The following is a 22174-nucleotide window of genomic DNA, read 5'->3' on the forward strand; positions in this document are numbered from 1 at the left end:
GATGTAGTGAAAACTGTAACATGCAGCGCCAAAACGCTGGATGAAACCAGTGTATCATTTTGGGCATCGGCGAGCTTTGAAAATGGTGGGTGATAACGGATTTGAACCGCTGACATCTTCGATGTGAACGAAGCGCTCTACCACTGAGCTAATCACCCATGGGACGGGGTGATATCTTTCCCGAAGGTTGGCTGCAAGGGAAATAGAACCCGCGGCATCCGCAAAAAATCGCGCCGTATACAAAAATCTGGAATCTGACAAAAAACTTGAAAACGCCGCTTGACGCTGCCCGAGCGTAGCCATAATACACCCAAACGTTCAGCAATGAACTTGCAGCGGGCGGTTGTAGCTCAGTTGGTTAGAGTACCGGCCTGTCACGCCGGGGGTCGCGGGTTCGAGCCCCGTCAACCGCGCCATCGCTGCCATCCTTGGTCCAGGTTAAAGGCCACGAAAATAGATGCGCGGTTGTAGCTCAGTTGGTTAGAGTACCGGCCTGTCACGCCGGGGGTCGCGGGTTCGAGCCCCGTCAACCGCGCCATTTTCCTCCTCTAACAGATCAAGGGTTGCGCCTTTTTAGGCACCTTTAGTCAATCCTGTGTTCATTGCAGGTTTTGATCGGCGAAAATTCGACTGTTCACTAAATGTTCTAACTTTTCTGTTGGAGTCTTGGTCTGGCTCGCCTATCTCTTAACCACTTGTTTGTTGGGGGCCGCATATGGCTGAGCTGAAGAATATCGAGGTGCGCGGCGCGCGCGAACATAACCTCAAAGGTATAGACGTTGATATCCCTCGGGATCAGTTGGTGGTCATAACTGGATTGTCGGGTTCGGGGAAGTCCTCATTGGCGTTTGACACCATCTATGCAGAAGGCCAGCGCCGGTATGTCGAAAGCCTTTCGGCCTATGCCCGGCAGTTCCTGGATATGATGGAAAAACCGGATGTCGATCATATCAGCGGCCTGTCTCCGGCAATTTCGATTGAACAAAAGACGACGTCGAAGAACCCGCGTTCAACTGTGGGCACGGTAACCGAAATCTATGACTATCTGCGTCTGCTGTTTGCCCGCGCCGGAACGCCCTACAGCCCAGCCACCGGGCAACCGATTGAGGCGCAGCAAGTGCAGGACATGGTCGACCGGATCATGGCAATGGAAGACGGCACACGCGGCTATCTTCTGGCCCCCATCGTGCGCGACCGGAAGGGTGAGTACAAAAAAGAATTCCTGGAGCTGCGCAAACAGGGTTTCCAACGCGTCAAGGTGGACGGAGAGTTCTACGAACTGGATCAACCGCCTGTATTGGATAAGAAATTCCGTCACGATATCGATGTGGTTGTTGATAGACTGGTTGTGCGGGAAGGAATGGAAACGCGCCTGGCCGACAGCCTGCGCACCGCTCTGGACTTGGCGGACGGGATTGCCATTTTGGAAACTGCCCCGCGTGAAGGTGATCCGGAACGCATCACATTCAGCGAGAATTTTGCCTGCCCGGTCAGCGGTTTTACCATTCCCGAAATCGAACCACGCCTGTTTTCGTTCAACGCGCCGTTCGGTGCCTGCCCGGATTGTGACGGTCTTGGGGTCGAGTTGTTTTTCGATGAACGCTTGGTGGTGCCGGACCAGACGCTGAAACTCTACGATGGTGCTTTGGCCCCATGGCGCAAGGGTAAATCACCATATTTCCTGCAAACCATCGAGGCCATCGCGCGCCATTACGAGTTTGACAAGAACACGCCCTGGAAAGATCTGCCTAAAAATGTGCAGGAGGTCTTTCTGCGAGGGTCCGGGGATGATGAAATTCAGTTCCGGTACGACGAAGGTGGGCGCGTCTATCAGGTGACCCGAAGTTTTGAAGGCGTGATCCCGAATATGGAACGCCGGTACCGCGAAACTGACAGCGCGTGGATTCGTGAGGAATTTGAACGATATCAAAACAATCGCCCCTGCGGCGCCTGCGAAGGCTACAGGCTGCGGGCCGAAGCGCTGGCGGTAAAGATCGCCGGGCTGCATGTGGGGCAGGTGGTGCAGATGTCGATCCGTGAGGCTTTGGCGTGGATAGAAGATGCGCCCAACCACCTGAGCGCCCAGAAAAACGAAATTGCCCGCGCCATCCTCAAGGAAATTCGCGAGCGACTTGGTTTCCTGAATAACGTTGGTTTGGAATACCTTACGCTGTCCCGTTCAAGCGGAACACTGTCGGGTGGCGAAAGCCAGCGTATTCGTCTGGCCAGTCAGATCGGCTCGGGGCTGACCGGGGTCCTCTATGTGCTGGATGAGCCTTCGATCGGACTGCATCAGCGTGACAATGACCGACTTTTAGGCACGCTCAAGAACCTAAGGGATCAGGGCAATACGGTGATCGTTGTAGAACATGACGAAGAAGCCATCCGCGAAGCTGACTATGTTTTCGACATCGGTCCGGGGGCAGGCGTACATGGCGGGCAGGTGGTCAGTCACGGAACGCCTGCGGAAATTGCGGCAGATGCGGCCTCTATTACTGGGCAGTACCTCGCGGGAACGCGTGAAATCGCGGTTCCGGTGCAGCGCCGTAAAGGCAAAAAGCAGAAAGTCACGGTGGTCAAAGCCACGGGCAACAACCTGAAGAATGTCACAGCCGACTTCCCCTTGGGCAAATTCGTTTGCGTCACAGGTGTGTCGGGAGGTGGTAAATCCACCCTCACGATTGAGACATTGTTCAAAACCGCGTCAATGCGGCTGAACGGGGCGCGTCAGACACCAGCACCCTGTGAAACCATCAAGGGGCTGGAACACCTCGATAAGGTCATCGACATCGACCAGCGCCCCATTGGGCGAACGCCGCGATCAAACCCGGCGACTTATACCGGGGCCTTCACCCCGATCCGAGATTGGTTTGCCGGGTTACCTGAGGCTAAGGCACGCGGGTACAAACCCGGTCGCTTCAGCTTTAACGTCAAAGGCGGGCGGTGTGAGGCTTGTCAAGGTGACGGTGTCATCAAGATCGAGATGCACTTTCTGCCGGATGTCTACGTGACTTGCGAAACCTGCAAAGGCGCGCGGTATAACCGCGAGACGCTTGAGATCAAGTTCAAGGGCAAATCCATCGCGGATGTGCTTGATATGACAGTGGAAGATGCGCAGGAGTTCTTCAAGGCCGTGCCGTCAATCCGGGACAGGATGGACGCCCTTGCTCGTGTGGGTCTTGGCTATATCAAGGTGGGTCAACAAGCCACAACGTTGTCAGGTGGCGAGGCGCAGCGGGTAAAGCTGTCTAAGGAACTGTCGAAGCGTTCAACCGGGCGAACGCTCTATATTCTCGACGAACCGACAACAGGTCTGCATTTCGAAGATGTGCGCAAGCTGTTGGAAGTGCTGCACGAACTTGTCGATCAGGGCAATACTGTGGTGGTGATTGAACATAATCTGGATGTGGTCAAAACTGCGGATCATATCATCGACATTGGACCTGAAGGTGGTGATGGCGGTGGCGAAATAGTCGCCACCGGAACACCAGAAGACATAGCCGATGTTGAACGCAGCCACACCGGGCGATACCTGAAGCCGATGCTGAAAGGGGCGCGCGTCGCGGCAGAATAAGTGCCTAGACGCGGCCTCAGTTCAGGATATCTGCGATCGCGCCGATCAGGTTCAGGACTTTGCGTGTCTCGGGGTCGACCCGGTACACGTAATCACCCGCACGGACATATGAGTAGTTTCGGTTCAACCCATAGCGATAGGGGTCATTGATCCAACGGTAGTCGTTGGTAATGAAGTCACCATCGCGATAGATTTTCTTTGCCTGACCAGGCGGCACGCAGGGAACGGATTTCTTGGCCAGACCCGGAGGGCAATGACCGGCCTTATTCTTTGCAACCGCGGCAACCGGGGAAAGGGCCAAAGCCGTCAGAGTTGCCGTCGTCACCAAAAATCTCGTCATGTCGCCGTCCTTTGCGATTTGGCCAGCCGGGCCTTTTGTTCATGACTGCCTAGATGGTCGCTTGCCCAACATCTGTCAAATCGTTGGGCAAGATGCCGCCAGTTGTCTTATTCACGCCCGCGCTTTTCGAACCGTGGCAGCATGGCACTGAAATCGCGTCCCTTGCCATCTTCATTCTCGACAAATTGCTCATAAAGCGCGGTGGCAACCTGACCCATCGGTGTATCTGCATCTGCACTCTCTGCCGCCTGCTGGCTCAGGCGCAGGTCCTTCAACATAAGCTCGGCCGCGAATCCGGGGGCGTACCCATTGTCCGCCGGGCTTTGCGGACCGACACCGGGGGCAGGGCAATAGGCGTTCATCGTCCAACTGTATCCGGACGACGTACTTACCACGTCAAACATCTTCTGCCGGTCCAGACCAAGCTTGTCGGCTAGGGCGAAGGCTTCACAGGTTGCGATCATGGTGACACCAAGGATCATGTTATTGCAGATTTTGGCGGCCTGGCCGGCACCGGCCTCACCACAGTGAACAGCTTTCTGCCCCATGATGTCGAACAGGGGGGATGCCTTGGCAAACGCGGCCTCTGATCCGCCAGCCATGAAGGTCAGCGTGCCAGCCGCAGCACCACCGATGCCGCCTGAAACCGGCGCGTCTACGGACAACAGTCCGGCGTTGATGGCCTGATCCGCAACTGCCCGCGCGCTTTCCACATCAACCGTCGAGCAATCGATTAACACGGCACCTTGCGCCATTGCGGGAATGATTTGATCGGCAACGGCCCTCAGAATCGCACCGTTTGGCAGCATCGTGATGACAGCATCGGCCGCTGCGACGGCTACCGAAGCGGTTTCGGCCGGAGTGACCCCGTCAACCGTCACGCCCGCTGTGTCAAAGCCAAGTACCTTATGACCGGCTTTTGCCAAATTGGCCGCCATTGGCGCGCCCATGTTTCCCAGTCCGATGAAACCGATTTGCATCTCTTAATCCTCTTCGAAAGTCAGGGCGTCCGCACCCAGGGGCTGAAGCATTTTCGACACGGCAACCAGAGGGACGTTCATGTCAGGAAACTGCCAGTTCGGATTGCGATCCTTGTCGATGATCTGCGCGCGGATACCTTCCAGAAAATCTCCATGCTCCATCGCGCGGTAGGTGAAACGATACTCCATCTCCAGAGCTCGGCGTATGGTCAGAGAAGGGGTGCGCAGGCGGTGAAGAATCTCGATCGTGCAGGCCACGGAAAGCGGCGCGTTCTTCCTCAGTATGCCCAGAGTTTTTTCCGAAAACTCACTGTCGTCGCTGCGCAGACTGTTCAGAACGTCGCCAAGGGTTTCACCGGAAAAATGCTGATCGATCTGGGCCTGCAAGTTCGCCAATTCACCAACAGGCGGTGTATCAGCATGGTCAGCCAATAGTTCAGCGTTTCCAGAGGCTTCGAGCAGCTCGATCAGATCGGACCATTGTGATTGTGGGATGAAAAGATCGGCAAACCCTGCATAGATCGCATCCGCAGGCCCCATCCGATAGCCCGTTGTCCCCAGAAACTCACCCGTGCGTCCGGGTGCAAGGGCCAGCATCAAAGAGCCGCCGACATCCGGCACCAGTGCGATGGAGCATTCTGGCATGGCTATCTTTGCACTTTCACCTACAACGCGATGGCTGCCATGGCATCCGATGCCAACACCGCCGCCCATCGCGAACCCCTGAAGAAAGCTGATGACCGGCTTTGGATATTCGAAGATCAGGGCATTCAGACGGTATTCGTCACGCCAGAATTTCTGACCGTAAGAGAAATCGCCCTTGGTGCCGGTTTCATAAAGTTCAGCAATATCACCGCCCGAGCAGAAGGCTTTTTCCCCTTCGGCGTCCAGGATGATCAGGTCGATCTCATCGTCCTCGCGCCAGTTGCGCAGCGCTGTGTCGATGGCCATGCACATGTCATAGGTCATCGCGTTCAGCGCATGAGGACGGGTCAGGGTGATACGCCCGGCACGGCCTGTGGTGCGGATATCGATATCTGACATGGATGCCTCAGCGATTGGCAAGCAACTGGCGCGATACGATCACACGCATGATCTCATTCGTGCCTTCCAATATCTGGTGCACACGAAGATCACGCACAAGCTTTTCGATGCCGTAATCAGCAAGGTAGCCATAACCACCATGCATTTGCAGGCACTGATCCACCACTTTCGATCCGGTCTCAGTGACGAATTTCTTGGCCATGGCGCAGAACTTCGTGGCATCGGGTGCGCCCTGATCCAGCTTCCAGGCTGCCTGCCGAAGGAACGTGCGCGCGGCCTGCAATTCGATCTCCATATCCGCCAGACGGAACTGAAGGGCCTGAAACTGGTCGATGGATTGGCCAAAAGCCTTACGTTCAGACATGTATTGCAGCGTCATGTCCAGCCCCGCCTGAGCGGCCCCAAGGGAACAGGCCGAAATGTTAAGCCGCCCGCCATCCAGCCCCATCATCGCATATTTGAACCCGTCACCTTCCGTGCCCACAAGGTTTCCGGCCGGTATCTTGCAATCGTCGAACTGAACTTGCGCGGTGGGTTGGCTTTTCCAGCCCATCTTCTGCTCGAGCGCGCCAAAGCTGAGGCCGGGAGTGCCGTCTTCAACGTAAACGGTCGATATCCCTTTGGGTCCATCCTGACCGGTACGCACCATGCAGACGTAAGCGTCGGAATATCCGCCGCCTGAAATGAAGGCTTTTGTTCCGTTCAGCGTATAGCCTTCATTGGTTCGTTCAGCACGTGTTTTCAGCGCCGCCGCATCCGATCCAGAGCCGGGCTCGGTCAAGCAATAACTCAGCACAGTTTTCAAGCTCAGAACATCGGGCATAATGCGCGCCTTGAGGTCATCGTCGGCAAAATTGTCGAGCATCTTGGCGCACATGTTATGGATCGACAGGAAGGCTGCGACCGACGGGCAGGCCATCGATAAGGCCTCAAAAACCAGGGTTGCATCCAGACGGGTCAGGTTTGACCCACCGCTAGCCTCTGACACGTAAAGGGCACCGAAGCCAAGCTCTCCGATTTGGGGCCACAAGGTTTTGGGGATCGTTCCATCAGCCTCCCATTGCCGGGCAAAAGGGGCGATATGTTCCTGCCCAAAGGCATGTGCCATGTCGAAAATGGCTGTTTGTTCCTCGCTGAGTGCGAAATCCATGGCGCTCCCTCCCATCGGCAATGAATTGAACAGTTGTTTATTTCTGAATTCTTACAGAAATTTTGCAGGTTCAACAATGGCTCTGGGCACGGGGCTGTTGTCGTTAGTGCCTAAAGATCCGCATGGAACTCTTCGATCAGGTGGCGTACGACGGCCTTGCCGGGATCTTCTCCTCGTGCGGCAGCCTCGGCGTGAACGCGGCGCTGGCGTGTGGCCGAGGTGCCGTTTTCGGCAATCTGCCGCAGGCGGGCAAGTTCCGACATTGTGCCCAGTGCCTCGGCATCTTCGGCCAGCAATCCCATCAGATCACCGATCAAATCGGACATGGGTTTGATCGAGCGATCGCCGAAGTCGATCAATCCTTCGCCCACACCATATCGCTGCGCGCGCCAGCGGTTTTCACCTATAAGAAAGCGATCATATTGCCGCCAGCGCAAGTTGCGATCTTTCAAGCGGCACAACATTCTGGTCAACGCCTGAATAAGGGCGGCAAGTGAAAGCGTGTGCTCCAACCTTGGCTGGACATCCATAATCCGCGTTTCAAGCGTTGGAAAGCGATGCGAGGGGCGCAGGTCCCACCAGATCTTAGTGGTATCTTCAATGACCCCCAGTTCAATCAAAATACCTGTCGTGCGTTCATATTCGCCCCAGCTTGCAAAGACCGGCGGCAGACCAGTGCGCGGCAAATTGTCAAAGACAGTCAGGCGGTACGAAGACAGGCCCGTATCCTCGCCATTCCAGAAAGGCGAGGACGTGGACAACGCCAGAAGATGCGGCAGGAAGTAAGACAATTGCGGCATCAGATCAGAACGCAATGCTTGGCTTTCAACCCCGACATGAACATGCATTCCGCAGATCAGCATCCGGCGGGCCACGCCCCCCAGCGCATGTTGCAGCGCATCATAGCGTTCCTTTCGGGTGTGATGCTGATCCTTCCAGTTTGCGAAAGGGTGGCACGACACGGCAATTGGCGACAGATTATAATCCGCTGCCCGTTCTGATACACAGGACCGCAGGCGTTTCAGGTCCTCGCGCGCCGAAGCAACGGTTGCATGCGGGCGGGTGCCGACTTCAATCTGGCATTGCAGGAATTCGGGGCTGACCTGACCTTCGAAATCATTCTGACAGGCTTCCATCAGCGCTTCGGGGGCTTCGGACAATTGGAGGCTGTCGCGGTCTACAAGAAGGTATTCTTCTTCGATCCCGATCGTGAATTCCTGCTGCATGGCGGCCCTCGCGGTAGTTATTTCGATCAGTGAATACGGAAATTTTCTTTTTGCCAAGGGTTTGCCCGGCTTGTCCTTGCAGAGGAACGACTAGCAAAGGTAAGGAACATCGCAGCAAAGACTACGGAGCCAGCGACTTGAAACCCAGAAAATTCCCGCAGATCAACGCCGCCCTGGATGAGCTGGGTGTGAAACTGGTCGACAAGGTCACCGAACAGGATGAGCGCACACGGTTGGAAGCTTTTGAGGCTGCCGGAGGTCTGACGCGCCCCGTCTATGCTTTGTCCCCGGGGATGGATGGGTTTGATATTTCGCAGCTGGCCAGTGAATACGCCATGCACAAGAATGCGCTAGAGGCGCTAAAGGATCCAGAGCGCAATCAGACTGGCTATCGTACCGGAAACGGCTATTACGACAGCCCGGACGCGGATGCCTTGTATCTGATGATCCGCCGCTTTCAGCCCCGGCGGGTGATCGAGGTTGGATGCGGTAACTCGACCCGAGTAACCCGGCAGGCGGTCATCGATGGCGGGTTTAACACCACAATTACGGCCATCGATCCGTATCCCCGCGCTGACATTGTCCATGTTGTTGATCGGTTCGAACAAAAACGGCTGGAGGAGGCCGATCCGGCGCTGTTTTCAGAGCTGGAAGCCGGCGACATCCTGTTTATTGATTCCAGCCACGTCGTGCGGATGAGCAACGACGTCGCTCATCTTTTTTGCCGCATCATTCCAACACTGAAGCCCGGAGTGGTGATCCATGTGCACGATGTTTTTCTGCCCTACGAATACCCCAAGCGGTTCTTCTATGACTGCCCGGGTTGGGGTGAGCAATACATGCTGCACGCTTTGCTGCAATCTGGCGCGTATTCAATGCTTTGGCCGGGATATTACCTGCAACAGGATCGACTCGATGCCGTCGCCGATTTGCCCTTTTTGGCTGAAGGGCGCGCGCAAAGCATCTGGGTGCAGCTAAAAGAAAAATGATCTCAGACTGATCCGGCGTGACGAAAGCCCCGTATCCCTTTCCATAACAAGCTGGAGAGGAGAAGACAGCCATGTTTCGTCGTACTTTTATGGGTGCCGTCGCCGCATTTGCATTTGCCATGCCGCTCAAAGCGCAGGCTGCAGATATCGTTGATACCGCTGTAGCAGCCGGATCGTTCAACACGTTGGTGGCCGCAGTTCAAGCCGCAGGTTTGGTAGATACCTTGAAAGGAAAAGGTCCATTCACCGTCTTTGCCCCGACAGACGAAGCCTTTGCCGCACTACCCGAAGGCACGGTGGAAACGTTGTTGTTGCCGGAGAACAAGGATCAACTCGTATCGATCCTGACATACCATGTAGTACCAGCCAAAGTGATGTCCGGCGACATTGCTGGCAAGCGCGCCAAGGTTCTGACTGTTCAGGGTGATCGGCTTAGCGTGAATGCCAAAAACGGCGTCAAAGTGAATGACGCCAAGGTCATACAGGCAGACATTGAAGCCAGCAATGGCGTGATCCACGTGGTCGACGCTGTTATCCTGCCGGAATGACGCTCTGTTCCTAAAGAGATCAAAGCCCCGGCGTATGACCGGGGCTTTTGCTTTTCTGAGCTGGTAGATTAGATCAAACGAACCTGTGTGCCGACCTTAACCAGCGGATACAGTTCTTCGACATGCTGGTTGTACAGGCCAATGCATCCTGACGAGCTCTGACGACCGATCTTGCGCGTGTCGTGCGTGCCGTGGACGAGATAAGCAGGCCAGTCCAGATACATGGCGCGCGTTCCCAGCGGGTTGCCTGGATCGCCACCTTCCATCCGAATAGGCAGGTTGGGGTCACGCTCGCGCATCGAGGCAGTCGGTGTCCAGCTTGGAAACTCGGTCTTGCGCACAACTTTTGTGTAGCCGCGTTTTGTAAGCTCTTCGCTCATGGGCACAGAGCTGGGGTACAGCTTATAGGTGCCATCCGGCGCCCAATAGTGAACCGCGCGGCTGGTAATGTCGGCCAACAGGCAGCCTACGCCCAGCTCATCAAAATGGTCCTGCCAGTTTTGCTGCGAGAAGGACGACACATTGCGCCGTACCGGCAACTGTGTGCTGATCGCGTCTTCGGTTTGCGGGAAAGCATCAGTGCTTTGTGCCCGAACAAGGGCGGGGGTCGCCATCAGAGATGCAACGCCCAGTAGGGCGGAACGACGGGTTATTCGGGATTGGGACAAGGTTGCCTCCGGTAAGTTCACTGCTCGCTGTGTATTTGGCGGCAAGATATTTCCATTGGACGCAATTTTCCAGAGCGACGCACCTGAATTTCTTGTGAGCGTGGGGAATTTGAACGCTGGTCGGCGGAAAGATGCGAAAACCCGGCCCTGAATGGGGCCGGGTTCCATGGTCGTGCAGGCTGAAATCAGTCCATGGCTTTGAAGTTGAACTCGCCACCTTCCTTGATGCCGGACGGCCAACGTGCGGTCACTGTTTTAGTGCGGGTGTAGAACTTGAAGCTGTCCGGGCCATGCTGGTTCAGATCACCAAACATGGATTTTTTCCAACCACCAAAAGTGTGATAAGCCAGCGGAACGGGGATCGGAACGTTGATGCCCACCATGCCGATATTGATCCGGCTTGCAAAGTCGCGCGCTGTGTCACCGTCGCGGGTAAAGATCGCTGTGCCGTTGCCGTATTCGTGGTCCATCGCCAGGCCAATCGCCTCTTCGTAGGAACCAGCACGGACGGTCGACAGAACCGGGCCAAAGATCTCTTGTTTGTAGATGTCCATGTCCGGAGTGACATGGTCAAACAGGTGCGGGCCGACAAAGAAACCGTCCTCATAACCTTGCAGGCTGAAGTCGCGGTTATCGACAACCAACTTTGCGCCTTGCTCGACACCCGAATTGATCAGGCCAAGGATACGTTCTTTCGCGGCGGCGGTTACAACAGGGCCCATGTCGACATCGTCACCAGCGGTGTAGGGGCCTACTTTCAGCTTTTCGACGCGTGGGATCAGCTTTTCGATCAGCTTGTCCGCGGTTTCTTCACCAACGGGAACCGCAACAGAGATTGCCATGCAGCGTTCGCCAGCTGCGCCAAACCCGGCACCGACCAGCGCGTCGGCGGCCTGATCCAGATCGGCGTCCGGCATGACGATCATGTGGTTCTTGGCACCACCAAAACACTGGGCGCGTTTGCCGTTTGCTGTGGCGCGGCTATAGATATACTGCGCGATCGGGGTAGACCCCACAAAGCTGACGCCCTGAATGATCTCGCTGTCGAGGATCGTATCAACGGCCTCTTTGTCGCCATTCACGACCTGGAACACGCCTTTGGGCAGACCGGCTTCGACAAACAGTTCGGCCAGCATCAGCGGAACCGAGGGGTCACGCTCGGACGGTTTCAGAACAACGGCGTTACCGCAGGCCAGTGCAGGACCGACATGCCACAGGGGCATCATCGCAGGGAAGTTAAAGGGCATGATCGACCCCACGACACCTAGTGGTTGGCGCATGGAATACATGTCGATGCCGGGGCCTGCGCTGTCTGTAAACTCACCCTTCAGCATCTGCGGTGCACCGATGCAGTATTCGATCACTTCCAGACCACGCTGCAAGTCGCCCTTGGCATCGGGGATGGTCTTGCCGTGCTCGCGGCTAAGTGCCTCGGCCAGTTTGTCCATGTCGCGGTTCATCAGGCCGACCATTGCCATCATGACACGTGCACGTTTCTGAGGGTTGGTTGCGCCCCATTCGGGCTGGGCAGCGGCTGCGGCCTCAATCGCCGCCGTGGTTTCCGCTGCACTGGCCATCGGGCACTTGTATTGAACCTCGCCCGTTGCCGGGTTGTAGACGTTGTCGAAACGACCGGATGTACCGGCGACCATTTCGCCGTTCAGGAAATGGGTCAGATCTTGCATCAATAACTCCTCCGATAGATTTGTGCGCACAATAGGCTTGCAGAAATCCCGCGAACAGAGGCAATGTCTCAAAAGAGTTTTGCAAAAATGCAAAGGTTAACGGTGTGACCCCAAACTGGGACGATATGCGGATCTTTCTGGCCGTGGCGCGAGAGGAAAGTCTTTCCTCCGCTGGTCGTATCCTGAAAATCGATCCCGCTACGGTGGGGCGACGTGTTGCGCGATTGGAAACGACGCTGGATTCTGCGTTGTTCACAAAGTCGCAGCAGGGATATGTCCTGACACCGGCAGGGCAGCGCCTGTTGGAGCATGGGTTGCATGCAGAAGAGGCGATGCGCGCAGCGGCCGGAGCCGTGGCAGGATCCACGAAATCACTCAGCGGGCAAATCCGGATCGGCGCGCCAGATGGCAGCGCAAATTACCTGTTGCCCCAGGTCTGCGCCAGGATCAGTGATTCAAATCCGGAACTGGATATTCAGATTCTGGCTCTGCCGAGGGTTATCAACTTGTCCCGTCGCGAGGCCGATATGGCCGTGACCGTCAGCGCGCCAACCGCAGGGCAGCTTTTGGTCAAGAAAGTCAGTGACTACAAACTGCACATGGTCGCGACCGATGAATATTTGAAACGTCACGAACCAATCCACTCGGTCGCTGACCTCAAGGGGCACCGGTTGATCGGTTACATCCCTGACATGATCTTTGACCGCGAACTGGATTACCTGAACGATATTGGGGTTGACCGTGTCGCGCTTGCATCGAACTCGGTCTCGGTGCAATTGCGGCAGGTCAGTTTGGGAACAGGCGTTTGCGTGGCACATGACTTTACGTTGCCGTTCCATCCGGGGCTACGGAAAATCCTGACGGATCAAGTGAGTCTGACACGAAGTTTCTATCTGGTCCGGCATGAAGGAGATCAGCGCAATGAACGGTTGAACCGCTTTGCCGATGCCCTAACGCGCGGCATTCGCGAGGAAGTGCTTCGATTGGAAGCAGATGCCGGTGCTTGACAGGTCGCCACAATCGCGCAACGCTTTGGAATAAGTGTTATTATTCCGGAGGAATTCTTCATGTTGGTACAGGCTATCCTGACGTCCAAAGCGACAAACGGCGTTGTAACGGTGGCGCCAACGGCGACAGTTTCAGAAGCCTCGAAAATTCTTGCGGAAAAGCGGATCGGGACGGTTGTTATTTCGGACGATGGCGGAGAAACCGCTATTGGAATTCTGTCTGAACGCGACATCGTCCGCGAGCTTGCCGCCAGCGGTAGCGGCTGTCTCGACCAGCCTGTAAAATCCTACATGACGCAGGATCTGATCACGACGACGCGTCAGGCCTCAGTTCAGGATATCATGGCCCGCATGACAGAAGGGCGCTTTCGCCATATGCCGGTTGTCGAAGACGGTAAACTGATCGGCATCGTCACACTTGGTGACGTGGTAAAGGCCCAACTGGCCGAACTGGCGATGGAAAAAGACGCTCTGGAAGGCATGATAATGGGGCACTAACAGCAAGGGGTGCCAAAGCAATCACTTGCACCTGCAGCAAAGTTGTGTTTGCTTGCGCAGAAATTTTGTTGCGCAGGAGGGCGCGATGCGGGTTGGTTTGTATCCGGGAACCTTTGACCCTATCACCATAGGGCACATCGATATCATTCGCCGGGCGGCGGCATTGGTGGATAAACTGGTCATTGGCGTCGCCATCAACCGGGACAAAGGCCCGTTGTTCTCGCTGGAAGAGCGCGTCGCCATGATCGAGGCCGAATGCGCCGAACTGACCGAACAAACCGGCACGGAAATCATCGCTCATCCCTTCGAAAATCTCTTGATCGATTGCGCAAGGGATGTCGGTGCGCAGATCATTGTACGCGGTTTGCGCGCTGTCGCGGATTTCGAGTATGAGTTCCAGATGGTTGGTATGAACCGCGCACTGGACGACTCGATCGAGACTGTTTTTTTGATGGCCGAAGCACGCCATCAGGCGATTGCTTCAAAACTGGTGAAAGAAATTGCCCGCTTGAACGGGGACGTGTCAAAGTTTGTCACGCCCCGTGTCAATGCCGCACTGCGCGAGCGGTTAGGCTAGGGCACCCATCGAGGCGGCCGTATCCAGCATCCGGTTCGAAAAGCCCCATTCGTTGTCATACCAGGCCAGCACGCGAACCAGCGTGCCGTCGGTGACTTTGGTTTCTGCCAGTGACACCGTCGAGCTGTGCGAGTCGTGGTTGAAATCGACCGAGACCAGAGGACGGCTTTCCGCCGCCAGAACACCAGGGATCTTTGCTGCGGCGTCAATGAAAAGTTGATTGACCTCATCTTCGGTCGTTGGGCGCGAAACCTCGGCAACCAGATCAACGACCGAAACGTTCGGGGTGGGTACCCGGATGGCCTGACCGGTCAATTTGCCCTTGAGTTGCGGCAGTACCAGCCCCACGGCGGCGGCGGCACCGGTTGTGGTGGGGATCATCGACAGGGCTGCGGCGCGCGACAGGTAGGGGTCTTTTCCAACCGTGTCATGCACCGGCTGGCTGGCGGTATAGGCGTGAACGGTGGTCATGTTGCCATGTTTGATGCCAAGACCAGCGTCCAAAGCTGCGGCAACCGGAGAAAGGCAATTCGTGGTGCAGGATGCGTTCGAAACGATCAGATCGTCGGCGGTCAGTTCGTTATCGTTGACACCAAAGACGATGGTTTTCACACCGCCGTCACCCCGTGCAGGGGCTGAGATCAGGACTTTCCGCGATCCGTTCTTGAAGTGACGTTCCGCTGCTTCGCGGGTGCGGAAAACCCCGGTGCATTCCAGAACAACGTCGATATCAGACCAAGGCAGGTCTTCGGGATCACGCTCACTGCTCAGGCGGATCGGGCCGCGCCCCACATCCATGCCGGCGTCTGTAAGCGTGACAGGGTTGGGATAACGGCCATGAACACTGTCAAACTCGAATAGATGCGCGTTCATGTCGGGTTTGCCCAAGTCGTTGATCGCGACGATCTCAACGTCTGTACGTCCGCTTTCCATCACCGCGCGCAGAACCCCGCGCCCGATCCGTCCAAATCCGTTGATCGCTAGTTTCAGGGTCATGGTTCGCTCCGTAAAAATATCTCAGTTATATGAGTTAGCGCTAACAATTACAGATCAAGAGAAATGTCAAGAAAAACCTCTGTCATCGCCAAAAAGCGAGCCAGTCCAGAAAGTCGTAAAGCTTCTTACCGAGGAACAAAATGTGCTCGGTACCATACAAGGCCACGTCCAGCATCATGCCCCCAAGCAATAGGACGCCAAGCCACATAGCAATTTGATTGTTCATGTCGGTTCCGAATGAAAATGCCCGCTCAGATAACCTGAGCGGGCACCAACGTACAAGCGAAGTCCGAAGGGTCAGTTAAGGCGGCCCATGGCGACGGCTACGTCTGCCATGCGAACCGAAAAGCCCCACTCGTTGTCATACCAGGCCAGCACGCGCACCATGCGATCATTGACGACGCGGGTCTGGTCGGGTGCGAAGATCGAGCTTTCTTCGGTGTGGTTGAAATCGGTTGATACCAGCGGCGCGGGCTCATATCCCAGAACACGCTGCATCGGGCCTTTGGCTGCTTCTTCGACGATAGCGTTGATTTCGGTCACCGAGGTGTCACGCGACGCACGGAATGTCAGGTCAACCGCAGAAACATTCGGGGTAGGGACCCGGATGGCAGACCCGTCCAGACGGCCTTTCAGGTTTGGCAGAACTTCACCCAAAGCTTTGGCAGCACCGGTTGAGGTCGGGATCATCGACATTGCGGCAGCGCGGGCGCGATAGAGATCACTGTGGCGACGGTCCAGCGTGGGCTGGTCTCCGGTATAGGCGTGAATGGTGGTCATGATGCCATGTTCAATGCCGACACCCTCGTCCAGAACCTTGGCCAGCGGGGCCAGGCAGTTGGTGGTGCAGGAGCCGTTCGACACCATGTTGTCATTCGCGGTCAGGGTGTTGTGGTTCACACCAAAAACGATGGTCTTGTTCACGTTTTTGCCGGGGGCGGACAGCAGCACCTTGCCCGCACCGCGATCCAGATGTGTTTTGGCCTTGGTGCCGTCATTGAATTTACCGGTGCACTCCAGAACGACGTCACAACCTTCCCAGTCCAGTTCATTCATATCGTAGGTCGAAAACATCTGCATTGGGCCACGACCCAGATCCATCGTGTTGCCTTCGATTGAAACTTCGCGCGGGAAACGCCCATGAACGCTGTCATATTTCAGCAGATGCGCAGAGGTTTCCAATGGGCCGGTTGCGTTGACTTTGATCACTTCGATGTCGTTACGCCCCGACGCGGCGATGTGCGACAGGGTGCAGCGGCCAATACGGCCAAAACCATTGATACCGACCTTGATGGTCATGTGACGTCTCCTGATGCGCTTGCGTTGAGGGCCATATAGCGGCGAAATGGGAATCTCAAAAGGGCAAAAACGGCATATTTTTAAGGTGTTAGCGCAAACCTGCGACGGTTGCGCTAACGCTTGCGCTAGCCGTTGGATCAGGTAGGGTCCGGATGCGGCAGCGAACGGGAGAGGAAACGCGATGAGTGGTCTTTTGGCCTTGTTGGACGATGTGGCCGGGATCGCCAAGGTTGCAGCGACATCGGTGGATGATGTCGTGGCAGCGGCAGGCAAGGCAGGGGCCAAGACTGCAGGCGTAATCATTGACGACGCTGCGGTAACACCAAAATACGTTCAGGGCTTTGCCCCGGCGCGCGAATTGCCGATCATCTGGCGTATCGCGCGCGGTTCGGTTTTCAACAAAATCATACTCCTGTTGCCGGTGGCCTTGTTGCTGGCCAATTTCGCCCCGTGGCTGATCACCCCACTGTTGATGCTGGGTGGATCATATTTGTGTTTTGAAGGCGCCGAGAAAATTTTTCACGTCCTGTTTCCTCATGGTAGCCATGTAATTGAAGAGGATATGAAAAACCGGGACCCGGGCCATCTGGAAGAGCAGAAGGTCAAGGGCGCAATCAAGACCGATTTTATTCTGTCTGCCGAGATTATGACCATTGCACTGGCGGCGATCGAAGCCCCGAACCTATGGATGCAGGCCGCGACGCTGGCCGTTGTGGGGATCGGCGTGACGGTGGCCGTCTATGGGTCGGTGGCTCTGATCGTGAAAATGGATGATGTTGGGCTTTATCTGGCGCAGAACGCGCCGACACCTATCGGTCGCGGTCTGGGCCGAGGGTTGGTCAAGGCAATGCCCGGGGTGATGAAAACACTGTCCATTGTCGGAACAGCGGCGATGCTGTGGGTGGGGGGCTCGATCGTCATCCACGGGTTGGAAGTTCTTGGCTTTGGCTGGCTGGCGCATCACATCCATGACTGGGCCTATGCTATTGGGCATACGGTTTCTGAGGAATGGACGAATGTTGTCGAGTGGATCGCCAAAGCAACCATGGACGGTGTTTTTGGCTTGGCATGGGGGTTTGTTCTGATCCCGTTGGCAACCAAGCTGGTTGCCCCGTTGCTTTCAAAGAATACTAAAACACATTGAACCCAAATGAAAAGGGCGGCCAAGGCCGCCCTTTGCTCGATCAGGTGGGACTGATTTACAGCCCCAACAATTCCTTGACCTTTGCGACGGTCGCTTCGGCGGTGATGCCGAAATGCTTGTACAGTTCTCCCGCAGGGGCCGAGGCACCAAAGCTGGACATGCCGATGAACCCGGCTTTGGCTTCGCGGCCACGTTCACCCAGCAACCAACGATCCCAGCCACCAGCGCGAACCGCGGCTTCGATACCAACGCGGACCGGACCCGCCGGAAGGACGCGCTTGCGGTAGGCTTCGTCCTGCTGTGCGAACAGCTCCATGCAGGGCATCGAGACGACGCGGGTGCCGATGCCCTCGGCCTCGAGCATCGCTTTGGCTTCCATGGCCAGCGACACTTCGGAACCTGTGGCGATCAGGATTGCCTGACGCTTACCTTCTGCTTCGGCCAGAACGTAAGCACCTTGTGCGGTCAGGTTCTTGGTCTTGTGCTCGGCACGTACCGTTGGAACACCCTGACGGGTCAGCGACAGGACCGAGGGGCTGTCCTTGAAGGTCAGCGCCAGTTCCCATGCCTCGGCCGTTTCAATGGTGTCAGCCGGGCGGAAGACAAAAGTGTTGGGGGTTGCACGCGAGATCGCCAGATGCTCGACAGGCTGGTGGGTCGGGCCGTCTTCGCCCAGACCGATCGAGTCATGGGTCATCACGAAAACCGAAGGGATCTTCATCAGCGCCGCCAGACGCATGGACGGGCGGGCATAATCGGTGAAGGCCATGAATGTACCGCCATAGGGGCGGATACCACCATGCAGCGCCATGCCGTTCATCGCCGCCGCCATGCCGTGTTCACGGATACCATAATGGATATAGCGACCCTTGCGGTTTTCCGGAAGGAACACGCCCATATCGGCCGATTTTGTGTTATTTGACCCGGTCAGGTCCGCCGAACCGCCAACGGTTTCGGTCATGATCGGGTTTACAACGTTCAGGACCTTCTCCGACGACGAACGGGTGGCCAGTTTCGGCTGGTCTTCGGACATCTGCTTTTTGAAGGCGCGAATGGCTCCGGCCAGACGCTTGGGGGCCTCGAATGCATATGCGCGGGTGAACTCAGCCTGCTTACGCTCGGACAGTTGTGCGAAACGCTCTTCCCATTCCGAACGCTCGGCAGCGCCACGCGCACCGATAGCTTCCCATGCGGATTTGACACTGGCAGGCACGTCAAACGCGTCATGCGCCCAGCCATAAGCCTTCTTGGCGGCCTTCAGCTGATCCGCATCGGTCAGCGCACCGTGCCCCTTTGACGTGTCCTGCGCCGCGTGGCCCAGAGCAATGTGGGTTTTACACGCGATCATTGTCGGCTTGTTCGACTTCTTCGCCTGAACGATGGCCGCGTCGATGGCCTTGGGGTCATGACCGTCGATTTCAATCACATGCCAGCCCGAGGCCGCAAAGCGGCGAACCTGATCGGTGCGGTCGGCGATGTCGACGGTGCCGTCGATGGTGATGTTGTTGTTGTCCCAGAAGACGATCAGCTTGCTCAGCTCGTGACGACCGGCCAGGGTGATTGCCTCCTGGCTTACGCCTTCCATAATGCAGCCGTCGCCCGCGATGACATAGGTATAGTGGTCAACAACCTTCTTGCCATAATGTGCGCGCTGGATTTCCTCGGCCATCGCAAAGCCCACGGCGTTCGAGATACCCTGACCCAGCGGTCCGGTCGTGGTTTCAACACCGGCGACCAGAAAGTTTTCTGGGTGGCCTGCGGTTTTTGCGCCCAGCTGGCGGAAATTCTTGATCTCCTCCAGCGTTACATCTGCATATCCGGTGAGGTACAGCAACGAATAGACTAGCATCGAACCATGGCCTGCGGACAGGATGAAGCGGTCACGATCCGGCCAGTTCGGGGCCGAGGCGTCAAACTTCAGATGCTTTTCGAACAGGACAGTCGCGACATCCGCCATGCCCATGGGCATACCGGAATGTCCGGAGTTTGCAGCGGCGACGGCATCAAGGGTCAATGTGCGGATGGCCGCAGCTTTGTCCCAGTGTTCGGGGTTGGCATTGCGCAGCGCAGTCAGGTCCACGGGCGTTGTTCCTTTGGATAAAAAGCAGATTGCGGGCTCAATACCACTCAGCACTCAAAGTGCAAGCAGAACCGGGGTTTATCCGCTTGGATTGCGTGAACTGCGTGGTCCAAGTGGTTGAAAGCAAACAGTGGGTATTTTCTGTCGCATTCCGTTAGACTGGCGGCAGGCGGGATTCGATTTTGATTCGGATCGCTTCGCAACAGAATGAACCTTGATAAAGAGGTGACAGGGGCATGAGCCAACTTGAGGAATTACAGCACCGCATTATTGCGGCGATGGACCGTATCGGAGCGGGCGTCGACGCATTGGGCGGCGCGTCCGTGGATGCCCGGCCGGATGACGGCCTCCAGGCAGCGCTTGAAGATGAAAAAGTTGCGAACGCGCAGCTTCAGGAACGTCTGAGAACCCTAAAGGAACAGCACGAACAGGAAGTGGATGGGCTGAGAGCCGATCTTGAGGAGTTGCGAACCGCTCCGGCCAATACAGCCGAAACAGACGCTCTGCGATCCGAGCTGGAAGAAGCCCGTGCGAAAATCGCGACGGTCGAAGCCGCGCGCGCTGAATTGGCCGAAGCCAAGGCCGCATTGGACAACAGCACCGAGCTGGAGGCGCTGAAAGCGGAAAACAGCCGTCTAAAGGACGAACTGTCAGATACAGTCCGCGTCGACGACCTGAGCGCCGAGCTTGAGATGCTGCGCGCTGAACGGACCAGTCACGGCGCTGCAATGTCGCGACTGGACGACGATCTGCAACGGTTGCGCAAGGCAAACGAGCAGTTGCGCACTGCGATAGAGGAATTGCGCGCCGCCGCCGCCGAAGGTGTCGCAGATGCCGAGCTGCTGAACCGGGCCACCGTCGCGGAACTGGAAGCAACGCGCGCAGCACAGGCGTCAGACGCCGCCGAAGCGCAGGCAGTTCTTGCAAGGTTGGAACCTTTGCTGTCGCAGGCGAAACTTGTTGAAGGTGAGGTAGAGTGATGCCCGAAGTGACCATTCATATCGGCGGGCGCGGTTTTGAGGTATCCTGCCGGGACGGGGAAGAGCCCTTTCTGCACGCTGCCGCCAAAGTGTTGGACGACGAGGCACAGGTGCTGTCCGATCAGATCGGTCGTATGCCGGAATCCCGCATGTTGCTGATGGCCGGCTTGATGCTGGCCGACAAGACTGCGGCAACAGAGGACAAGGTCAAATCGCTCGAAGGGAAACTGGCCGAAGCCGAAGCCGAGCTTCAGGCGCTGCGAAGCGCCCCGGCGCCCGAACCTGAGCGCATCGAAGTGGCTGTGGTTCCGCCATCTGTTACAGATACGCTGGCCGAACTGGCCGCACGAGCCGAAGCGCTGGCCGCAGTAGTTGAGGAGAAAAAGGCACGATGAAGGTCCTGCGCAAATTCATCTGTGTTGCGGCGCTGGTCATGCCCGCAACAACGGCACTGGCCGAAATCGATATTCTGTCTGTCACCTTCACCTGCGAAAACGGAATACCGCTGCCTGTTACCTATTTCAACGCACCGGATAGTACAGGGGCCGCGGCAACCTTGGTGGACAATTCTCTGGTTGTTATGCGTCAGGTCGAAAGCGGTTCAGGTATCCGCTACGAATCCTTTGGTGAAAGTGGAACCTACATCCTGCGCTCGAAAGGGTGGGACGCGTCGGTTAGCTATTTGGCGGCGGGCGCCGCCAATGAGCAGGAGATCTATCGGGGTTGTTCCAGCCGGTAGGCCGGATTACGCGTTTGCTTCGCGGATTTTGTCGGCTGCTTCCTTGTTGTAGCCGACATTATTTTCGTCGAACAACGCATCCAGTTCACCCGACAAGGTCATCTCGGTGATGATATCGCAACCGCCAACAAACTCGCCTTTGACATAAAGCTGGGGCACAGTTGGCCAGTCGGAATAATCCTTGATCCCCTGACGCACTTCTTCGTCGGCCAGAACGTTCACATCCGTGTATTCGACGCCCATATAGTTCAGCACGCCAGCCACGCGCGAGGAGAACCCGCATTGCGGCATTTCCTTGGTGCCTTTCATATACAGCACCACATCGTTGGCTTTGACGGTTTCGTCGATCCGGGTCTTAACGTCGGTCATCTTGTTTTCCCTTTTCATCCGCATCTGCGGGGATTGTTCCATCACTGGGCAAACTGAGTGCCCATCCTTCCGTTTCAAGCTGCCGGTGTTCAGCCTGCGCCATTTTCACCGGATCAAGCCCATATCTCTCAAGGCCGCCCATTTTGCTGAGTTCACCCGGATCCGGACGCATATCGGACAGTTTTCTTTTTCGGTTGCGTTTGACATAGGCTTCGATCAGCGCGGCGGCAACTATCAATGCTGCAAATAAACCTATCCAGAACAACAAGCCATTCATAATT

Annotated in this window: 23 protein-coding genes and 3 tRNA genes; 12 read left to right on the forward strand and 14 right to left on the reverse strand. The window is 56.4% G+C overall.

Annotated elements, in window-relative coordinates:
* Nucleotides 1-83 precede the first annotated feature (83 nt).
* Nucleotides 84-158: transfer RNA gene (locus ACR3FC_RS00620), tRNA-Val, on the reverse strand.
* 181 nt (nucleotides 159-339) lie between these two features.
* On the opposite strand from ACR3FC_RS00620, the gene ACR3FC_RS00625 reads away from it, so the two are divergent.
* From ACR3FC_RS00625 to uvrA, 3 genes are all read left to right on the forward strand, one after another.
* Nucleotides 340-416 (forward strand) — tRNA-Asp (locus tag ACR3FC_RS00625).
* A gap of 45 nt (nucleotides 417-461) precedes the next feature.
* A tRNA-Asp gene (locus ACR3FC_RS00630) sits at nucleotides 462-538 on the forward strand.
* A 177-nt stretch (nucleotides 539-715) separates the two neighbouring features.
* Nucleotides 716-3574 (forward strand): excinuclease ABC subunit UvrA, encoded by a 2859-nt coding sequence (uvrA, locus tag ACR3FC_RS00635; RefSeq protein ID WP_480472541.1) that lies wholly within the window; start codon nucleotides 716-718, stop codon nucleotides 3572-3574.
* A 16-nt stretch (nucleotides 3575-3590) separates the two neighbouring features.
* Here the strand turns inward: uvrA and ACR3FC_RS00640 are convergent, their stop codons facing one another.
* From ACR3FC_RS00640 to ACR3FC_RS00660, 5 genes are all read right to left on the reverse strand, one after another.
* A complete protein-coding gene (locus tag ACR3FC_RS00640; protein ID WP_480472543.1) occupies nucleotides 3591-3914 on the reverse strand; it encodes a hypothetical protein in 324 nt (107 codons plus the stop codon).
* A 107-nt stretch (nucleotides 3915-4021) separates the two neighbouring features.
* Nucleotides 4022-4894, reverse strand: a complete 873-nt coding sequence (gene mmsB / locus ACR3FC_RS00645; protein WP_480472545.1) for a 3-hydroxyisobutyrate dehydrogenase — start codon at nucleotides 4892-4894, stop codon at nucleotides 4022-4024.
* A 3-nt stretch (nucleotides 4895-4897) separates the two neighbouring features.
* Nucleotides 4898-5938, reverse strand: coding sequence for a 3-hydroxyisobutyryl-CoA hydrolase (locus tag ACR3FC_RS00650; protein ID WP_480472547.1), 1041 nt, complete (start codon nucleotides 5936-5938; stop codon nucleotides 4898-4900).
* Nucleotides 5939-5945: 7 nt separating this feature from the next.
* The gene (locus ACR3FC_RS00655) at nucleotides 5946-7088 is read right to left on the reverse strand and encodes an acyl-CoA dehydrogenase family protein (protein ID WP_480472549.1); all 1143 of its coding nucleotides are present in this window, start codon (nucleotides 7086-7088) and stop codon (nucleotides 5946-5948) included.
* A 110-nt stretch (nucleotides 7089-7198) separates the two neighbouring features.
* The gene (locus ACR3FC_RS00660; protein WP_480472551.1) at nucleotides 7199-8314 is read right to left on the reverse strand and encodes a carboxylate-amine ligase; all 1116 of its coding nucleotides are present in this window, start codon (nucleotides 8312-8314) and stop codon (nucleotides 7199-7201) included.
* A gap of 137 nt (nucleotides 8315-8451) precedes the next feature.
* Between ACR3FC_RS00660 and ACR3FC_RS00665 the strand changes: the two genes are divergently transcribed.
* Together ACR3FC_RS00665 and ACR3FC_RS00670 are read left to right on the forward strand one after the other, a co-directional pair.
* Entirely contained in the window at nucleotides 8452-9303 is an 852-nt protein-coding gene (locus ACR3FC_RS00665) for a class I SAM-dependent methyltransferase (RefSeq protein ID WP_480472553.1), read from the forward strand.
* A gap of 71 nt (nucleotides 9304-9374) precedes the next feature.
* The gene (locus ACR3FC_RS00670) at nucleotides 9375-9851 is read left to right on the forward strand and encodes a fasciclin domain-containing protein (protein ID WP_480472555.1); all 477 of its coding nucleotides are present in this window, start codon (nucleotides 9375-9377) and stop codon (nucleotides 9849-9851) included.
* Between the two features lie 68 nt (nucleotides 9852-9919).
* Here the strand turns inward: ACR3FC_RS00670 and ACR3FC_RS00675 are convergent, their stop codons facing one another.
* Both ACR3FC_RS00675 and ACR3FC_RS00680 read right to left on the reverse strand, forming a co-directional pair.
* Nucleotides 9920-10465 (reverse strand): L,D-transpeptidase, encoded by a 546-nt coding sequence (locus ACR3FC_RS00675; RefSeq protein ID WP_480472557.1) that lies wholly within the window; start codon nucleotides 10463-10465, stop codon nucleotides 9920-9922.
* 239 nt (nucleotides 10466-10704) lie between these two features.
* On the reverse strand, nucleotides 10705-12204 hold the full coding sequence (locus tag ACR3FC_RS00680) for a CoA-acylating methylmalonate-semialdehyde dehydrogenase (RefSeq protein WP_209596112.1): 1500 nt from the start codon (nucleotides 12202-12204) through the stop codon (nucleotides 10705-10707).
* Nucleotides 12205-12329: 125 nt separating this feature from the next.
* On the opposite strand from ACR3FC_RS00680, the gene ACR3FC_RS00685 reads away from it, so the two are divergent.
* The 3 genes from ACR3FC_RS00685 (at nucleotide 12330) to coaD (ending at nucleotide 14286) form a co-directional block, all read left to right on the forward strand.
* A complete protein-coding gene (locus ACR3FC_RS00685) occupies nucleotides 12330-13211 on the forward strand; it encodes a LysR family transcriptional regulator (RefSeq protein WP_480476727.1) in 882 nt (293 codons plus the stop codon).
* A gap of 60 nt (nucleotides 13212-13271) precedes the next feature.
* Nucleotides 13272-13709, forward strand: coding sequence for a CBS domain-containing protein (locus ACR3FC_RS00690; protein ID WP_480472559.1), 438 nt, complete (start codon nucleotides 13272-13274; stop codon nucleotides 13707-13709).
* Between the two features lie 85 nt (nucleotides 13710-13794).
* Nucleotides 13795-14286, forward strand: coding sequence for a pantetheine-phosphate adenylyltransferase (gene coaD / locus ACR3FC_RS00695; protein WP_209596116.1), 492 nt, complete (start codon nucleotides 13795-13797; stop codon nucleotides 14284-14286).
* On the opposite strand, the gene gap (ACR3FC_RS00700) is transcribed toward coaD, so the two are convergent.
* The 3 genes from gap (ACR3FC_RS00700) to gap (ACR3FC_RS00710) all read right to left on the reverse strand — a co-directional run bounded on the left by gap (ACR3FC_RS00700) (nucleotide 14278) and on the right by gap (ACR3FC_RS00710) (nucleotide 16581).
* Nucleotides 14278-15282 (reverse strand): type I glyceraldehyde-3-phosphate dehydrogenase, encoded by a 1005-nt coding sequence (gene gap, locus ACR3FC_RS00700; RefSeq protein ID WP_480472561.1) that lies wholly within the window; start codon nucleotides 15280-15282, stop codon nucleotides 14278-14280. The genes coaD and gap (ACR3FC_RS00700) overlap by 9 nt on opposite strands.
* An 82-nt stretch (nucleotides 15283-15364) precedes the next feature.
* The gene (locus ACR3FC_RS00705) at nucleotides 15365-15508 is read right to left on the reverse strand and encodes a hypothetical protein (protein WP_480472563.1); all 144 of its coding nucleotides are present in this window, start codon (nucleotides 15506-15508) and stop codon (nucleotides 15365-15367) included.
* A gap of 71 nt (nucleotides 15509-15579) precedes the next feature.
* Nucleotides 15580-16581 carry a type I glyceraldehyde-3-phosphate dehydrogenase gene (gap, locus tag ACR3FC_RS00710; RefSeq protein WP_480472565.1) on the reverse strand — a complete coding sequence of 334 codons (1002 nt, stop codon included), beginning with the start codon at nucleotides 16579-16581 and terminating at the stop codon, nucleotides 15580-15582.
* 181 nt (nucleotides 16582-16762) lie between these two features.
* Here gap (ACR3FC_RS00710) and ACR3FC_RS00715 point away from each other — a divergent pair, with 181 nt between their 5' ends.
* On the forward strand, nucleotides 16763-17725 hold the full coding sequence (locus tag ACR3FC_RS00715; protein WP_480472567.1) for a DUF808 domain-containing protein: 963 nt from the start codon (nucleotides 16763-16765) through the stop codon (nucleotides 17723-17725).
* Between the two features lie 55 nt (nucleotides 17726-17780).
* Here the strand turns inward: ACR3FC_RS00715 and tkt are convergent, their stop codons facing one another.
* Nucleotides 17781-19805, reverse strand: coding sequence for a transketolase (tkt, locus tag ACR3FC_RS00720; RefSeq protein ID WP_480472569.1), 2025 nt, complete (start codon nucleotides 19803-19805; stop codon nucleotides 17781-17783).
* A gap of 236 nt (nucleotides 19806-20041) precedes the next feature.
* Between tkt and ACR3FC_RS00725 the strand changes: the two genes are divergently transcribed.
* Genes ACR3FC_RS00725 through ACR3FC_RS00735 form a run of 3 tightly spaced genes read left to right on the forward strand, consistent with a single transcriptional unit; the run spans nucleotide 20042 to nucleotide 21524 of the window.
* Complete coding sequence (locus ACR3FC_RS00725) at nucleotides 20042-20785, forward strand: hypothetical protein (protein ID WP_480472571.1); 744 nt, start codon at nucleotides 20042-20044, stop codon at nucleotides 20783-20785.
* Complete coding sequence (locus ACR3FC_RS00730; protein WP_480472573.1) at nucleotides 20785-21180, forward strand: cell division protein ZapA; 396 nt, start codon at nucleotides 20785-20787, stop codon at nucleotides 21178-21180. Before ACR3FC_RS00725 ends, ACR3FC_RS00730 begins: the two co-directional genes overlap by 1 nt.
* The gene (locus ACR3FC_RS00735) at nucleotides 21177-21524 is read left to right on the forward strand and encodes an MliC family protein (RefSeq protein ID WP_480472575.1); all 348 of its coding nucleotides are present in this window, start codon (nucleotides 21177-21179) and stop codon (nucleotides 21522-21524) included. The genes ACR3FC_RS00730 and ACR3FC_RS00735 overlap by 4 nt, the downstream gene beginning before the upstream one ends.
* A 6-nt stretch (nucleotides 21525-21530) precedes the next feature.
* Here the strand turns inward: ACR3FC_RS00735 and grxD are convergent, their stop codons facing one another.
* Together grxD and ACR3FC_RS00745 are read right to left on the reverse strand one after the other, a co-directional pair.
* The gene (gene grxD / locus ACR3FC_RS00740; protein ID WP_480472577.1) at nucleotides 21531-21893 is read right to left on the reverse strand and encodes a Grx4 family monothiol glutaredoxin; all 363 of its coding nucleotides are present in this window, start codon (nucleotides 21891-21893) and stop codon (nucleotides 21531-21533) included.
* Nucleotides 21880-22131, reverse strand: coding sequence for a hypothetical protein (locus tag ACR3FC_RS00745; protein WP_480472579.1), 252 nt, complete (start codon nucleotides 22129-22131; stop codon nucleotides 21880-21882). The genes grxD and ACR3FC_RS00745 overlap by 14 nt, the downstream gene beginning before the upstream one ends.
* Nucleotides 22132-22174: the final 43 nt, after the last annotated feature.

This window comes from Ruegeria sp. AF3 (assembly GCF_056536285.1).

What these genes read in the sequence shown, in the direction of transcription:
- uvrA (WP_480472541.1), top strand. Translation starts at nt 716, where the DNA reads ATGGCTGAGCTGAAGAATATCGAGGTGCGCGGCGCGCGCGAACATAAC.
- ACR3FC_RS00640 (WP_480472543.1), bottom strand. Translation starts at nt 3,914, where the DNA reads ATGACGAGATTTTTGGTGACGACGGCAACTCTGACGGCTTTGGCCCTT.
- mmsB (WP_480472545.1), bottom strand. Translation starts at nt 4,894, where the DNA reads ATGCAAATCGGTTTCATCGGACTGGGAAACATGGGCGCGCCAATGGCG.
- ACR3FC_RS00650 (WP_480472547.1), bottom strand. Translation starts at nt 5,938, where the DNA reads ATGTCAGATATCGATATCCGCACCACAGGCCGTGCCGGGCGTATCACC.
- ACR3FC_RS00655 (WP_480472549.1), bottom strand. Translation starts at nt 7,088, where the DNA reads ATGGATTTCGCACTCAGCGAGGAACAAACAGCCATTTTCGACATGGCA.
- ACR3FC_RS00660 (WP_480472551.1), bottom strand. Translation starts at nt 8,314, where the DNA reads ATGCAGCAGGAATTCACGATCGGGATCGAAGAAGAATACCTTCTTGTA.
- ACR3FC_RS00670 (WP_480472555.1), top strand. Translation starts at nt 9,375, where the DNA reads ATGTTTCGTCGTACTTTTATGGGTGCCGTCGCCGCATTTGCATTTGCC.
- ACR3FC_RS00675 (WP_480472557.1), bottom strand. Translation starts at nt 10,465, where the DNA reads ATGGCGACCCCCGCCCTTGTTCGGGCACAAAGCACTGATGCTTTCCCG.
- ACR3FC_RS00680 (WP_209596112.1), bottom strand. Translation starts at nt 12,204, where the DNA reads ATGCAAGATCTGACCCATTTCCTGAACGGCGAAATGGTCGCCGGTACA.
- ACR3FC_RS00685 (WP_480476727.1), top strand. Translation starts at nt 12,330, where the DNA reads ATGCGGATCTTTCTGGCCGTGGCGCGAGAGGAAAGTCTTTCCTCCGCT.
- ACR3FC_RS00690 (WP_480472559.1), top strand. Translation starts at nt 13,272, where the DNA reads ATGTTGGTACAGGCTATCCTGACGTCCAAAGCGACAAACGGCGTTGTA.
- coaD (WP_209596116.1), top strand. Translation starts at nt 13,795, where the DNA reads ATGCGGGTTGGTTTGTATCCGGGAACCTTTGACCCTATCACCATAGGG.
- gap (WP_480472561.1), bottom strand. Translation starts at nt 15,282, where the DNA reads ATGACCCTGAAACTAGCGATCAACGGATTTGGACGGATCGGGCGCGGG.
- ACR3FC_RS00705 (WP_480472563.1), bottom strand. Translation starts at nt 15,508, where the DNA reads ATGAACAATCAAATTGCTATGTGGCTTGGCGTCCTATTGCTTGGGGGC.
- gap (WP_480472565.1), bottom strand. Translation starts at nt 16,581, where the DNA reads ATGACCATCAAGGTCGGTATCAATGGTTTTGGCCGTATTGGCCGCTGC.
- ACR3FC_RS00715 (WP_480472567.1), top strand. Translation starts at nt 16,763, where the DNA reads ATGAGTGGTCTTTTGGCCTTGTTGGACGATGTGGCCGGGATCGCCAAG.
- ACR3FC_RS00725 (WP_480472571.1), top strand. Translation starts at nt 20,042, where the DNA reads ATGAGCCAACTTGAGGAATTACAGCACCGCATTATTGCGGCGATGGAC.
- ACR3FC_RS00730 (WP_480472573.1), top strand. Translation starts at nt 20,785, where the DNA reads ATGCCCGAAGTGACCATTCATATCGGCGGGCGCGGTTTTGAGGTATCC.
- ACR3FC_RS00735 (WP_480472575.1), top strand. Translation starts at nt 21,177, where the DNA reads ATGAAGGTCCTGCGCAAATTCATCTGTGTTGCGGCGCTGGTCATGCCC.
- grxD (WP_480472577.1), bottom strand. Translation starts at nt 21,893, where the DNA reads ATGACCGACGTTAAGACCCGGATCGACGAAACCGTCAAAGCCAACGAT.